The organism is Streptomyces lateritius (genome assembly GCF_014649715.1).
GTDB classification, from domain to species: domain Bacteria; phylum Actinomycetota; class Actinomycetes; order Streptomycetales; family Streptomycetaceae; genus Streptomyces; species Streptomyces lateritius.
On record NZ_BMTO01000015.1, the window covers coordinates 175,233 to 187,846 of the forward strand.

Annotated in this window: 16 protein-coding genes; 6 read left to right on the forward strand and 10 right to left on the reverse strand. The window is 71.2% G+C overall.

Annotated elements, in window-relative coordinates; genetic code table 11:
* Positions 1-9: 9 nt before the first annotated feature.
* Positions 10-780, reverse strand: a complete 771-nt coding sequence (locus IE136_RS27780; RefSeq protein WP_229819215.1) for a hypothetical protein — start codon at positions 778-780, stop codon at positions 10-12.
* A gap of 104 nt (positions 781-884) precedes the next feature.
* Here IE136_RS27780 and IE136_RS27785 point away from each other — a divergent pair, with 104 nt between their 5' ends.
* Positions 885-1,247 carry a DsrE family protein gene (locus IE136_RS27785; RefSeq protein ID WP_158988797.1) on the forward strand — a complete coding sequence of 121 codons (363 nt, stop codon included), beginning with the start codon at positions 885-887 and terminating at the stop codon, positions 1,245-1,247.
* A 19-nt stretch (positions 1,248-1,266) separates the two neighbouring features.
* Here IE136_RS27785 and IE136_RS27790 read toward each other — a convergent pair whose 3' ends face one another.
* The 8 genes from IE136_RS27790 to IE136_RS27820 all read right to left on the reverse strand — a co-directional run bounded on the left by IE136_RS27790 (position 1,267) and on the right by IE136_RS27820 (position 6,356).
* Positions 1,267-1,530, reverse strand: coding sequence for a DUF3099 domain-containing protein (locus IE136_RS27790; protein ID WP_162467833.1), 264 nt, complete (start codon positions 1,528-1,530; stop codon positions 1,267-1,269).
* A gap of 131 nt (positions 1,531-1,661) precedes the next feature.
* Positions 1,662-1,949 (reverse strand): DUF1416 domain-containing protein, encoded by a 288-nt coding sequence (locus IE136_RS27795; protein ID WP_030220952.1) that lies wholly within the window; start codon positions 1,947-1,949, stop codon positions 1,662-1,664.
* Positions 1,950-2,005: 56 nt separating this feature from the next.
* Complete coding sequence (locus IE136_RS27800) at positions 2,006-2,851, reverse strand: sulfurtransferase (RefSeq protein ID WP_158988795.1); 846 nt, start codon at positions 2,849-2,851, stop codon at positions 2,006-2,008.
* A 150-nt stretch (positions 2,852-3,001) separates the two neighbouring features.
* Complete coding sequence (locus tag IE136_RS36855; protein WP_350497993.1) at positions 3,002-3,082, reverse strand: putative leader peptide; 81 nt, start codon at positions 3,080-3,082, stop codon at positions 3,002-3,004.
* A gap of 196 nt (positions 3,083-3,278) precedes the next feature.
* Positions 3,279-3,968, reverse strand: a complete 690-nt coding sequence (locus IE136_RS27805; RefSeq protein ID WP_158994522.1) for an LmeA family phospholipid-binding protein — start codon at positions 3,966-3,968, stop codon at positions 3,279-3,281.
* A gap of 92 nt (positions 3,969-4,060) precedes the next feature.
* Positions 4,061-5,194, reverse strand: a complete 1,134-nt coding sequence (locus IE136_RS27810) for a hypothetical protein (RefSeq protein WP_189601724.1) — start codon at positions 5,192-5,194, stop codon at positions 4,061-4,063.
* A gap of 10 nt (positions 5,195-5,204) precedes the next feature.
* Entirely contained in the window at positions 5,205-5,459 is a 255-nt protein-coding gene (locus IE136_RS27815) for a MoaD/ThiS family protein (RefSeq protein ID WP_158988791.1), read from the reverse strand.
* Between the two features lie 45 nt (positions 5,460-5,504).
* Positions 5,505-6,356 carry an alpha/beta hydrolase gene (locus IE136_RS27820; RefSeq protein WP_189601725.1) on the reverse strand — a complete coding sequence of 284 codons (852 nt, stop codon included), beginning with the start codon at positions 6,354-6,356 and terminating at the stop codon, positions 5,505-5,507.
* A gap of 236 nt (positions 6,357-6,592) precedes the next feature.
* On the opposite strand from IE136_RS27820, the gene IE136_RS27825 reads away from it, so the two are divergent.
* From IE136_RS27825 to IE136_RS27845, 5 genes are all read left to right on the forward strand, one after another.
* Positions 6,593-7,393: a response regulator transcription factor gene (locus IE136_RS27825; RefSeq protein WP_158988787.1), complete on the forward strand. Its 801-nt coding sequence runs from the start codon at positions 6,593-6,595 to the stop codon at positions 7,391-7,393.
* Between the two features lie 24 nt (positions 7,394-7,417).
* Positions 7,418-8,440 carry a LacI family DNA-binding transcriptional regulator gene (locus IE136_RS27830; RefSeq protein WP_158988785.1) on the forward strand — a complete coding sequence of 341 codons (1,023 nt, stop codon included), beginning with the start codon at positions 7,418-7,420 and terminating at the stop codon, positions 8,438-8,440.
* Positions 8,441-8,569: 129 nt separating this feature from the next.
* On the forward strand, positions 8,570-9,532 hold the full coding sequence (locus tag IE136_RS27835; protein WP_158988783.1) for a S1C family serine protease: 963 nt from the start codon (positions 8,570-8,572) through the stop codon (positions 9,530-9,532).
* 34 nt (positions 9,533-9,566) lie between these two features.
* Entirely contained in the window at positions 9,567-10,301 is a 735-nt protein-coding gene (locus tag IE136_RS27840) for a response regulator transcription factor (RefSeq protein WP_158988781.1), read from the forward strand.
* Entirely contained in the window at positions 10,298-11,722 is a 1,425-nt protein-coding gene (locus IE136_RS27845; RefSeq protein ID WP_189601726.1) for a sensor histidine kinase, read from the forward strand. The genes IE136_RS27840 and IE136_RS27845 overlap by 4 nt, the downstream gene beginning before the upstream one ends.
* Here the strand turns inward: IE136_RS27845 and IE136_RS27850 are convergent.
* Complete coding sequence (locus IE136_RS27850) at positions 11,687-12,556, reverse strand: phosphatidylinositol-specific phospholipase C (RefSeq protein WP_189601727.1); 870 nt, start codon at positions 12,554-12,556, stop codon at positions 11,687-11,689. The two genes, IE136_RS27845 and IE136_RS27850, sit on opposite strands and share 36 nt — an antisense overlap.
* Between the last annotated feature and the right edge of the window lie 58 nt (positions 12,557-12,614).

A 12,614-nucleotide genomic window follows, 5' to 3' on the forward strand; every position in this document is an offset into this window, starting at 1 on the left:
GGTCCTCACTCACAGGCGCCCCAGCTGTCGCTCGGCGACCGAAGAGATGTCCTTCGCGGAGATCTTCTTCGTGTCGTGCATGAAGATCTCCACGGCGATGTCGCCCCGATAGAGGTAGGCCCGCGCCTGGTAGTGGTCGAGATAGCCCGGCTTCTGCCGCACGGGGAAGACGTAATAACGGCCGTTGGTGGAACCCTTGAGAGGCTCGCCCTCGCTACGGGCATAGTCCTCCTCGGGCATGTACGCCGTCTGGTCCTCGATGTGGTCCTGCGCGCCGAGCAGATCGCTGGAGCGGTACTGGACGAGCCGGATCTGTGTCGTCCGGTACGCGCCGGTCTGCCACGAAGTGGTCGCCACGCGCCGGAACCCATTGCCCAGCTGATACCTCAATGCCCTGTTGGGGTGATCGAAGTTGCCTGCGTACGTGGCGAGCGACATCCAGCCGTCGGCGTCCGCGAACTCCGTCTTCTTCGCCCCGGCCGGCTTGGGGAGCAGCAGCTTGCGCAGGTCCCCGTCCGTCTTGACCTTGCGGTCCTCGGCGGCCGTGAGCGCCACCGGCTTCTGCCCCTCGGGCAGCGGGCTCGGGTACGCGAGGGCGGACTGGTTCAGGGCCGGCAGCGGCGTCGGCGGGCGTTCGGCCTGGATGCCGTAACCCACCGCTGTCCCGCCCACGACGCCGAGCACCGCGGCGACGGCGATCAGCGCGACCGTACGACCGGCTTGCCGTCGCGGCTTCGTCGCCCGGGATATCGGATATTGGATACTTTCTTCACTGCTCAAAAGTCCCCCCACGAGACCTGGAAGCGCGGATTCCGTCATCCGCGCACCCAACTGACCCATGAGGGATGCATGAGGTTGCGGAACTCCGCATTACAGTTCGGTATATGGCGAAGAAGCTCGTGATCAAGGTGACCGCCGGGGCCGACGCCCCCGAACGCTGCTCCCAGGCCTTCACCGTGGCCGCCGTCGCCGTGGCCAGCGGGGTCGAGGTCTCGCTCTGGCTGACCGGCGAGTCCTCCTGGTTCGCGCTCCCGGGGCGCGCCGCCGAGTTCGAACTGCCGCACGCGGCACCGCTGCCGGACCTGATCGACTCGATCCTGACGGCCGGCCGCATCACGCTCTGCACGCAGTGCGCGGCGCGCCGCGAGATCACGGAGCAGGACGTCCTGAAGGGCGTACGGATCGCGGGCGCCCAGGTATTCGTCCAGGAGGCCATGTCGGACGGCACCCAGGCCCTGGTCTACTGACCCGACCGCTCCGACCGGCTCAACGCTCCGGGCGCTTCTTGCCGTCGAGCTCGTCCCACCACTCGTCGGACGTCGGATCGCCCGAGGGATCGTCCCACCACCGGTCGTCGGGCCCCCGCCGGTTCGCGATCATCGCGGCGACCGGCGGGATGAGCATGGCGACGACACACATCCCGATCGCCACCGGCATCGAGAACAACCGCACGACGGCCCAGGCGCCCACGAAGAGAACCAGGCAGACGCCCATCATCCAGAAATAGACATGCCGCCGCCGCGCGTACATACCCCCAGCGTATGCCCGCACCCCTCCCCCGGACAGACCGAAGGGCCGTGCCTCAAGTCCTGGAATAGGCGTCCAACCCCCCAGGAGGCACGGCCCTTCGGCCGTTCAGTGGCGCGGTGCCGGCACCGGTGTCACACCGCGATGGCGACCTCCGCCAGGCCGCCCTTCTGGGCGACGACCTTGCGGTCGGCGGTGCCGCCGGGGACCAGGGCGCGGACGGTCCACGTGCCCTCGGCCGCGTAGAACCGGAACTGGCCGGTGGCGGAGGTGGGGACCTCCGCGGTGAACTCGCCGGTCGAGTCCAGGAGGCGGACGTAACCGGTGACGGGCTCGCCGTCCTTGGTCACGAAGCCCTGGATGGTGGTCTCACCGGGCTTGATCGTCGAGGCGTCGGGGCCGCCGGGCTGCGCTCCACACATGATGTTCTGTCCTTACGGTCGAGGGGTCCGGAGGAGGGGGAGGTCCGGGGCCGGTCTTACTTGTTGGCGCCGAGCTCGATCGGCACGCCGACGAGGGAGCCGTACTCGGTCCACGAGCCGTCGTAGTTCTTGACGTTCTCGACACCGAGCAGCTCGTGCAGCACGAACCAGGTCAGCGCGGAGCGCTCACCGATGCGGCAGTAGGCGATGGTGTCCTTCGCCAGGTCCACCTGCTCGTCCTCGTAGAGGGCCTTGAGCTCGTCGTCCGACTTGAAGGTGCCGTCGTCGTTGGCGTTCTTCGACCACGGGATGTTGCGGGCGCTCGGCACGTGGCCGGGGCGCTGCGACTGCTCCTGCGGGAGGTGGGCCGGGGCGAGCAGCTTGCCGGAGAACTCGTCGGGCGAGCGGACGTCGACCAGGTTCTCGGTGTTGATCGCCTTCACCACGTCGTCGCGGAACGCGCGGATCGCGGTGTTCTGCGGCTGCGCCTTGTAGGACGTCGCCGGGCGGTTCGGGACCTCGGAGCCGTCGACCAGGTCGCGGGAGTCGAGCTCCCACTTCTTGCGGCCGCCGTCGAGCAGCTTCACGTCCTGGTGGCCGTAGAGCTTGAAGTACCAGTAGGCGTAGGAGGCGAACCAGTTGTTGTTGCCGCCGTAGAGGACCACGGTGGTGTCGTTCGCGATGCCCTTGGCCGAGAGGAGCTTCTCGAAGCCCTCCTGGTCGATGAAGTCGCGGCGGACCGGGTCCTGCAGGTCCTGGGTCCAGTCGATCCGGATCGCGTTGCGGATGTGGTTCTTCTCGTAGGCCGAGGTGTCCTCGTCGACCTCGACGATGGCGACCTTCGGGTCGTCGATGTGGGCCTCGACCCAGTCGGCGTCTACCAGGACGTCGCTGCGGCTCATGCTGTTCTCCTCCGGGGCAGTGTTCGGCGGTGTGGCGCAAGGTGGTGCGGGAAGTGCGGGTACGCGTCATCGCGATGCGTACGGCTGCACGGGGCGGCCCCGACCGCGTCGGTCGGAGGGCCTGGGGAATGCGGGCCTCGAGGGTTCCGCTCAGACGGAGCGACAGAGCATGGCGGCGACGCGGCACAGGTCTACTGCCCGCCGCTTCGTGAGATCCGCCTGTCGCTTCATGCCCACGATCGTAGGGACGGACAGGCGGCCGTGTCACCGCTGTGTCGTATTTTGAGACGCGATCGTCCGAGATGTGGGACGCGATCACCCGACAGGGCGGCCCCCGCCGCCTCGGAACCGGACCGTCCCGGTTCCGTTTCTACGGAGCGGACGGCAGCGTCTCACCATGTGGCCGAGGCGTTCGCCGAGGGGTTTCTCAGCCGGCCAGAACGACGTCCTTGCCGGTCACCGTGATGGCGACGCCGTCCTCGCGGGCCTCGACCTTCTCCAGCTTCATGCCCGTCGGCAGGCCGCCGATCCGCCGGTCGAAGTCGGTGCGCTGCCGCACCAGCTGCTCCACGCCGGGGATGCCCTCGCCGGGCACCTCGTCGGCCCGCACCCGGATCGTGTGCCCGTCCACCAGGGTCACCGTCGACAGGACGCTCCGGGTGACCGTGCGGCCCAGGATCTGGATGCCGCCGGTGACCTTCACCTTGCCGTTCCCGCCGTAGGCGATCCGCACGTCACGCTCGGCGGCAGCCGTGAGGTCCGCGTAGGAGATGAGCGCGGTGCCGTCGGCCGTGGCCGCACGGGCGCCGGTGCTGTCGCCGTTCAGGGTCACGTCGTGAAGCGTGGCGGACATCTCGCTGATCCGGATCTTCCGCTTGCCGGCGGTGGCCTCGACGCCGGTCAGCACCACGTCGACCTCGTCGAACCGCTTGTCCATGAGCTGCGTCAGGAAGGGGAAGCCCTTGATGTCGACGTCCGTCGAGCCGGCCCGGGCGGGGCCGAGCCGGACGCGGTCGGCGGCCTCCGACTCCGCGTAACCGACCGCGAGTCGGTCGACCCCCACGAAGATCCCGCCGAGCACGACCGCCACGATCAGCAATATCCGCAGTGCCCGCATGGCCCGCACGCCCCCCAAAAGTCTCCGGCCCCCCGACACCAAGATCGACGTGTCGGAGGGCCGGTTGGTTCCCGTCGGGTCCCGTGACACGGTCAGCCGAGCGCGCGGCCCAGGAGGTAGACGGCGGGCGCGGCGGCGGTCAGCGGCAGCGCGACACCGGCCGTCATGTGCACGAAGGTCGACGGGTAGTCGTAGCTCGCGGCCCGCAGTCCGACCAGCGCGCAGACTCCGGCCGCGAGGCCGAGCAGCGCTCCGGGGGAGCCCAGGCCGGTGACTCCTCCGGCGGCGATCCCGGCGCCCGCGGCGGCGAGCAGCGCGACCACGAGGGAGGCCGGGCCGGGCAGCGGAAGCGTTCGGGCCACGGCGGTGGCGGCGACCGCGAGCCCGCCGACCACCACGGCGTCCGGGTCGGCGCCGAGGTGCCCGGCGGCCACGATCGTCAGGGCCGCGGAGGCGACGGTGGCCATCAGCCCGTACATGCGCTCGTCGGGATCGGCGTGGCTGCGGAGCTGGAGGACGAGGGTGAGCAGCACCCAGACGCCGAGGGTGCCGATGATCGCGGCGGGCGCGTTCTCGCGGCCGGCGACGAGCAGGGCGATGTCGGCGGTGACGCCCCCGGCGAAGGCGAGGGCGATGCCCTGACGGGCGGGCCACATGCCGTTGAGCCGGAACCAGCCGGCCGCGGTGACGGCCTGGAGCAGGACGAGCGGCACGACCAGCGCGTACGAGCCGAGGGCGGCGCCGCCGGCGAGCAGGACGCCGAGGACCGCGGTGAGCGCGGCCGGCCGCAGCCCGGGTTCGATCACCGGCGAGCGGCCCTCGGCGCGGGCGCGCTGCGCGGCGGTCAGCGCGGTGCCGCGTCCGCCGGAGGTGGTGGGGGCGGAGTACGGGGGGACGGAGTACGCGGGCGCGGGGTCCGCCGTCGGCGCGGGCTGGTACGTCACGTGATCCGGGGCCGGGACCGGGGCCTCCGGCGGGAGCGCGTGGGCGTCCTGCGGCGGGTGGTAGGCGGTGTCGGCCCCGTACGCGACGGGCGGGGCGGGCGGGGCCGCCTGCTGCCGTACCACCGGCTGGTACTGGGTGTCCCAGGTCTGGCCCTCCCACGTCTGCGTGACGTGGGGGTCCTCCTGCTCCTGGTACCCGTACGGCTGATGCCGCTGCCCGGCGTACGGGTCGTACGGGTCGTACGGCTGCTCACCGTACGGGTGCTGCTGATCGCTGCTCATGCTGTGCGGTTCACCCTCCTGCGAACGGCGGGAGCACCTCGACCGTGCCGCCCTCGGCAAGCCGTACGGTCTCATGCGCGCGGGTCCCGACGGGGTCACCGTCGACGAGGAACGAACACCGCTGGAGTACTCGGACGAGCTCGCCCGGGTGGCTCTCGCGGGCCGCCTCCAGCGCCTCCGCCAGATTCTCCGCGCTGTACGGCTCCTCGGCGACTCCGGCGGCGGCTTTGGCCGCGGCCCAGTAGCGGATGGTTCCCGCTGCCATAGCGGCGCTCCCTTCGTTCGTGTGCGCGCCGCTCCCCATGATGGGCTATCGGCGCGTGAGCCAGTCCCCCAGACGGCGCAGCAGGGCGTCGTCGGCCGCGTTCTCGGCGTGGCCCATGCCGCGCTCCAGCCAGAGTTCGGCCTGCGGGGCCGCGGCCGCCAGCGTGCGCGGGTGGTCGACCGGGAAGTACGGGTCACGGTCGCCGTGCACGATCAGCAGCGGGGTCGGGGCGATCAGCGGGGCGGCCTCGACGGGCGAGAGGGGTACGGGGTCCCAGCCGCGGTGGTCGATCCGGGTGCGCAGGCCGTAGCGGCCGACGAGGCGGCCCACGGGACGGGTGATCACCCAGTGGACCCGTCGCATCGAGGGCGTACCCCGGTAGTACCAGCGCGCGGGGGCGCTCACCGCAGCCACGGCGTCGGAGTGCGCTCCCGTGCGCCCCTCGGCCTCCGTGCTCCCGCCTCCCCCGCCCCCGCTTCCCTTCGGGCAGAGGGCTGCGTGGCGCAGGACCACCGAGCCGCCCATGGAGAAGCCGACCGTCACCACGCGCGCGTGGCCGAGCTCGCGGGCCCAGCGCACGGCGGCCGCGAGGTCGAGGACCTCCCGGTCCCCCACGGTGGAGCGGCCCTCGGACCTGCCGTGGCCCCGGAAGGAGAAGGTGACGACGGCGGCGTGCCCGGCGAGGACGCCGGCCGCTCGCCGTACGGAGGGCCGGTCGGCCGAGCCGGTGAAGCCGTGCGCGACGACGATGGCGGTATCGGTGACACTTGCCGTACACGGCTCGTAAACCGCCTCGATACGGACATCGTCATCAGTGAGCAAAGTGGCGCGCCGGAGGCCGGACGTGATCGGGGAAACATCCACCATGTGAAATCGCCCCTCTGCCTCGGAACTCATGTGGGCTATTCTGCTTGCCAGAGGATCCGGGCAACGCAGCCCCCGGGTCCTTTTGTGTTTTCCGACCGTTGTTACGGCCGGATGAACAGAAGCTCTCAGGGCGCGAGAGCCGAGCGTGATGCGTGACCAGCAGTGAGTAAGTGCCGCAGACGTCCTCGCAGGGACCGAGGAGGAACCGACGTCATGGACGAGCGAACGAAGCACCACCGACAGACGACCCAGGCAGGTGGGGCGCGATGAGCTCACTGCTGCTCCTGACCAACGCCCTCCAGCCGTCGACCGAGGTGCTTCCCGCACTCGGCCTGCTGCTGCACAACGTGCGGGTGGCCCCCGCGGAGGGCCCGGCCCTCGTCGACACCCCGGGCGCCGACGTCATCCTGATCGACGGCCGCCGTGACCTGCCGCAGGTACGCAGCCTGTGTCAGCTGCTCCGCTCCACCGGCCCGGGCTGCCCGCTGATCCTCGTGGTCACGGAGGGCGGCCTCGCGGCCGTCACCGCCGACTGGGGCATCGACGACGTGCTGCTCGACACGGCGGGTCCGGCGGAGGTCGAGGCCCGGCTGCGTCTCGCGATGGGCAGGCAGCAGATCGTCTCCGACGACTCCCCGATGGAGATCCGCAACGGTGACCTGTCGGTGGACGAGGCGACGTACAGCGCCAAGCTCAAGGGCCGGGTCCTGGATCTGACCTTCAAGGAGTTCGAGCTCCTGAAGTACCTCGCGCAGCACCCGGGCCGGGTCTTCACCCGCGCCCAGCTCCTCCAGGAGGTCTGGGGGTACGACTACTTCGGTGGCACCCGTACGGTCGACGTCCACGTACGGCGGCTGCGGGCGAAGCTCGGCCCGGAGCACGAGTCGCTGATCGGCACGGTCCGTAACGTCGGCTACCGCTTCGTCACCCCGGAGAAGGTGGAGCGGGCGGCCGAGGAGGCGCGGGCCAAGGAAGAGGCGCGCGTCAAGGACGGCGCGCGAGGTGTCACTCCGACGGATGACAGGTCCGACGTGGTGGACGCCACAGTGCGACCTGCCGGTAGGTAGGTCACCCCGCGTAGACTGCCGCGCGTGGCCAAGGTGACGCGGGATGACGTAGCGCGACTGGCGGGTACTTCGACCGCGGTCGTGAGTTACGTCATCAACAACGGACCCCGGCCGGTCGCCCCGGCCACGCGCGAGCGTGTCCTCGCCGCCATCAAGGAGCTGGGCTACCGGCCCGACCGGGTGGCACAGGCGATGGCGTCCCGCCGCACGGACCTCATAGGCATGATCGTCCCGGACGCGCGCCAGCCGTTCTTCGCGGAGATGGCGCACGCCGTCGAACAGGCCGCGGCCGAGCGCGGGAAGATGGTCCTCGTCGGCAATTCGGACTACCGCGACGAGCGGGAGGTCCACTACCTCCGCGCCTTCCTCGGCATGCGGGTCTCCGGTCTGATCCTGGTCAGCCAGGGCATGAGCGAGCGGGCCGCGAGCGAGATCGAGGCCTGGGACGCGCGGGTGGTGCTGCTGCACGAGCGGCCCGAGGCGCTCGACGACGTCGCCGTCGTCACGGACGACATCGGCGGCGCCCAGCTCGCCACCCGGCACCTCCTGGAGCACGGCCACCCCTACGTGGCCTGTCTCGGCGGCGTCCCGAACACCCCGGCGGTCGGCGACCCGGTCGCTGACCACGAGGAGGGCTGGCGGCGCGCGATGCTGGAGGCCGGCCTCTCGATCGAGGGCCGGCTGTTCCAGGCCCCCTACAACCGCTACGACGCCTACCAGATCGCCCTGAAGATCCTCTCGGGCCCGGACCGGCCGCCGGCCATCTTCTGCTCCACCGACGACCAGGCCTTCGGCGTGCTGCGCGCGGCGCGCGAGCTGCGGATCGACGTGCCGGGCGAGCTGGCGGTGGCGGGCTTCGACGACGTGAAGGAGGCGGCCCTCACGGACCCGCCGCTCACGACGATCTCCTCGGACCGCCCGGCGATGGCCCGGGCGGCGGTGGATCTGGTCCTCGACGACTCGCTGCGGGTGGCGGGGTCGAAGCGCGAGCGGGTGAAGCAGTTCCCCTCGGCGCTGATCGTCCGCCGCTCCTGCGGCTGCGCGTAGGCGCCGGCCCTCACCCGGGCGGACGCCGTCCCCCTTCAGGCGTCCCCTTATATAGGGCATACAGGGTTCTGTCGGGCTTCTCAGGCGTTCTTCAGAGACCTCTCATGTACGGCTTCGAGAGTCGTACCCATGACGGACCACCAGCAGCAGCCGCAGCAGCCGTACTACCCGCCGCAGCCCCCGCAGCCGCCGTACACGCCGGCTCCGCAGCCGCACCGCCGGGCCCGGCGCGGAGTCGGGCTCCTCGCGGCCGTGGCGATCGCCGCGGCGGCGGTCGGCGGCGGCACGGCGACGCTCGTCCAGCAGCTCACCGCGGACGGCGCCCCCACGGCGACCGGCGTGAACGGCACGACCGTCTCGGCGAGCAGCAAGGGCACCGTCGCCGGGGTCGCCGAGGCCGTCTCCCCCTCCATCGTGGAGATCTCCGCGACCTCGACCTCCGGGAAGTCCACCGGCTCGGGCGTGATCATCACCGGTGACGGCGAGATCGTCACCAACAACCACGTCATCTCCGGCGCCTCCTCGATCACGGTGCGGCTCTCGAACGGCAAGACGTACGAGGCCGAGGCCGTCGGCACGGCCCCCGACAAGGACCTGGCGCTGATCAGGCTCAGCGGGGCCTCCGGCCTCAAGGCGGCCACGCTCGGCGACTCCGGCCGGGTCAAGGTCGGCGACGAGGTCGTCGCCATCGGCTCCCCCGAGGGGCTGACCGGCACGGTCACCAGCGGCATCGTCTCCGCTCTCGACCGCGATGTGACCGTGGCCAAGGACGAGGGCCAGGACCAGCGCCGGCAGCAGTACGATCCGCGGCAGGGCTGGCCCTTCGAGTTCGGCGGGCAGCAGTTCAACGGGGACACGGGCTCGTCCAGGACGACGTACAAGGCGATCCAGACCGACGCCTCGCTCAATCCCGGGAATTCCGGCGGCGCGCTGATCAATATGAACGGCGAGATCATCGGGATCAATTCGGCCATGTATTCGCCGAGCGCGTCGAGCGGTTCCGCGGCCGGCAGCGTCGGTCTCGGATTCGCCATCCCGGTCGACACCCTCAAGGCCGACCTGGACAACCTCCGGTCCGGCGACTCCGACTGAACGCGTGCCGCCGAACGCGTGCGAGGCTGACCCCATGACTGGTTCGACCGGCCCGGTGAACGAAGGCGACCGCATCCTCATCGTCGACGACGAGCCCGCCGTACGGGAGGCGCTGCGGCGCAGTCTCGCCTTCGAGGGGTACGGGACCGAGGAGGCCGTCGACGGCGCCGACGCCCTCGCTCGGATGGAGTCGTACGCCCCCGACCTCGTCGTCCTCGACATCCAGATGCCCCGCATGGACGGTCTCACGGCCGCCCGCCGCATCCGGGCGTCCGGCTCGACCGTGCCGATCCTCATGCTGACCGCGCGGGACACCGTCGGCGACCGGGTGACCGGGCTCGACGCGGGCGCCGACGACTACCTGGTGAAGCCCTTCGAGCTGGACGAACTCTTCGCCCGCATCCGCGCCCTGCTGCGCCGCAGCTCGTACGCGGCCACGGTCGAGGCGCGGCCCGAGGGGGACGTTCTCTCCTTCGCCGACCTGCGGATGGACCTGGCGACCCGCGAGGTCACGCGCGCCGGCCGGCCGGTGGAGCTGACCCGGACGGAGTTCACGCTCCTGGAGATGTTCCTGGCGCACCCGCGCCAGGTGCTGACGCGCGAGCAGATCCTGAAGGCGGTGTGGGGCTTCGACTTCGAGCCGAGCTCGAACTCGCTGGACGTGTACGTGATGTATCTGCGGCGCAAGACGGAGGCCGGTGGCGAGCCGCGCCTGGTGCACACGGTGCGGGGCGTGGGATACGTCCTGCGCGGCGGGGGTACGGAGTGAGCGGTCCGGTGACGTGGTTCCGCTCTCGCCCGCTGCGGTCGCGGCTGGCGCTGCTCACGGCGGTCGCGGTGGCGCTCGCGGTGGCGGCGGTGTCGGCGGCCTGCTGGTTCGTGACGCGGGCGCAGCTGGAGGCGGAGCTGGACTCGTCGCTGCGCAGCAGCAGGCTGGACGCCGGCGCGGTCGGGAACCTGGCCCTCACCTGCGCGCGGAGCGGCGAGTCGACGGTGCCGTCGGCGGGTTCGTACACCGTGCAGATCGTGCTGAGCAACGGCAAGGTCTGTACGTACGGCTCCTCGCCGATCCCCGTCGAGGCGGGCGATCTGGCCGTGGCGCGCGGTCAGCTGCCGTACACCCTGCACACGACGAAGGCCGGGAACGGCACCGAGATGCGGGTCTACACCTATCCGCAGCCGGCCTTCCAGGAGGTGGTCGGCGTCTCCGTCGCCCGCCCGCTGTCCGAGATCGACAATTCGATGTCCACGCTCGGCTGGGTCCTGCTACTGGTCTCCGGGATCGGTGTGGTCGGGGCCGGCGCGGCCGGCCTGTGGGTGGCGCGGGCGGGTCTGAAGCCGGTGGACCGGCTCACCGGGGCGGTGGAGCACGTGGCGCGGACCGAGGACCTGACGGTCCGCATCCCGGTCGAGGGCGAGGACGAGGTCGCCCGGCTCTCCCGCTCGTTCAACGCGATGACGGCCGCCCTCGCCACTTCCCGGGACCTGCAGGCGCAGCTGATCGCGGACGCCGGGCACGAACTGCGGACGCCGCTGACCTCGCTGCGTACGAACGTCGAACTGCTCGTACGCAGCGAGGAGACGGGCCGGGCGCTGCCGCCCGAGGACCGGCGGGCGCTGCTGTCCTCGGTGAAGGCGCAGATGACGGAGCTGGCCGCGCTCATCGGCGACCTTCAGGAACTGGCCCGCCCGGACGCGGCGCAGCCGGGGCCGCTGGAGGTGGTCCCGCTCCACGGCATCCTGCGTTCGGCGCTGGAACGGGCGCGGCTGCGCGGACCCGAGCTGGCCTTCCGTACCGACCTGGCCCCCTGGTACGTACGGGCGGAGCCGGCCGGTCTGGAGCGCGCGCTGGTGAACGTCCTGGACAACGCGGTGAAGTTCTCGCCGCCGCGCGGCACGGTCGAGGTGACCCTGATGCGGGGCGAGCTGACGGTCCGCGACCACGGCCCCGGCATCGCGCCGGAGGAGCTGCCTCACGTCTTCGACCGCTTCTGGCGCTCGCCGTCGGCGCGCAGCCTGCCCGGCTCGGGCCTCGGTCTGTCGATCGTGGCGCGCACGGTCCAGCAGGCGGGCGGCACGGTGGCCCTGACGGCGGCGGAGGGTGGCGGCACGGCGGCGGTGATCCGCCTGCCGGGCGCGCCGACGCCGCCGCCGTCAGTTGTGGCGGATGAGGGACTCGACCAGGCCTGATCGGGTGTTCGGGAAGTCCAGGGGGACGATGCCGAGGCCCTTCCAGCCGGTGGCCTCCGAGCTGTCGAGGAAGGTGTGGACTTTCGGGTTCAGGCGGTCGGAGTTCCAGCGGGGCGGGAGGTAGGCCGAGGTGGAGACGTAGTTGACGTACAGCTTCCCGGGCTGCTGGGCGGCCTTCCTGAAGTGGGATTCGATCTTCGGGTACTTGGCTCCCGGCTCGGCCATGTAATCGTCCTGGATGTCGAAATGGGCGCCGTCGCCGTAGCGGACGCCGGGCAGGCCGGCGTTGTCGGCGAGGAGGACGACCCGGCCGCGCGCCTGGCCGAGGGTGGGCAGGCCGTCGCCGATGCGGAAGAGGGAGCGCCAGCCGCGTACGTCGAGGTAGTCGTCGAAGATCCGGCGGAAGGTGGCGTCGGAGTCCTCGGAGTACTCCTGTTTGACCCGCATGAGGACGGTCTCGGAGGGGTGGGCGGCGAGGAAGGCGCGGCAGGCGACGAGGATGTCGCCGAACATCATGTTCTGGTAGTACGCGCCGTGGTGGATGGCGAAGGAGTCGCCGGTGACCCGGCAGCGGATGTCCAGGAAGCGGATGCCGCTCTCCAACTGCTGGGCGATGGTGGTGTTCTGGCAGGCGGCCCAGAGGCCGCCGAAGCGGGCGCCGGAGTCGTGGGTGCCGGGGATGGTGAGCTTCTGGAGCGGGGTGGGGTCGCCGTGGCCGGCCATCCAGTCCTGGAGCCCGAGGGCGGCCCGGGTGCGCGCCCGGGCGGGCGGGGCTCCGATGAGGACGGTGGCGGTGGTCGCCGCGGCTCCCGCGAGAAAGCTTCGTCGGTCCATGGCAGCGGATTATGACGGGTACGCGTCAAGAAGCACCAGAGAGACGTCAGCGAGAAGG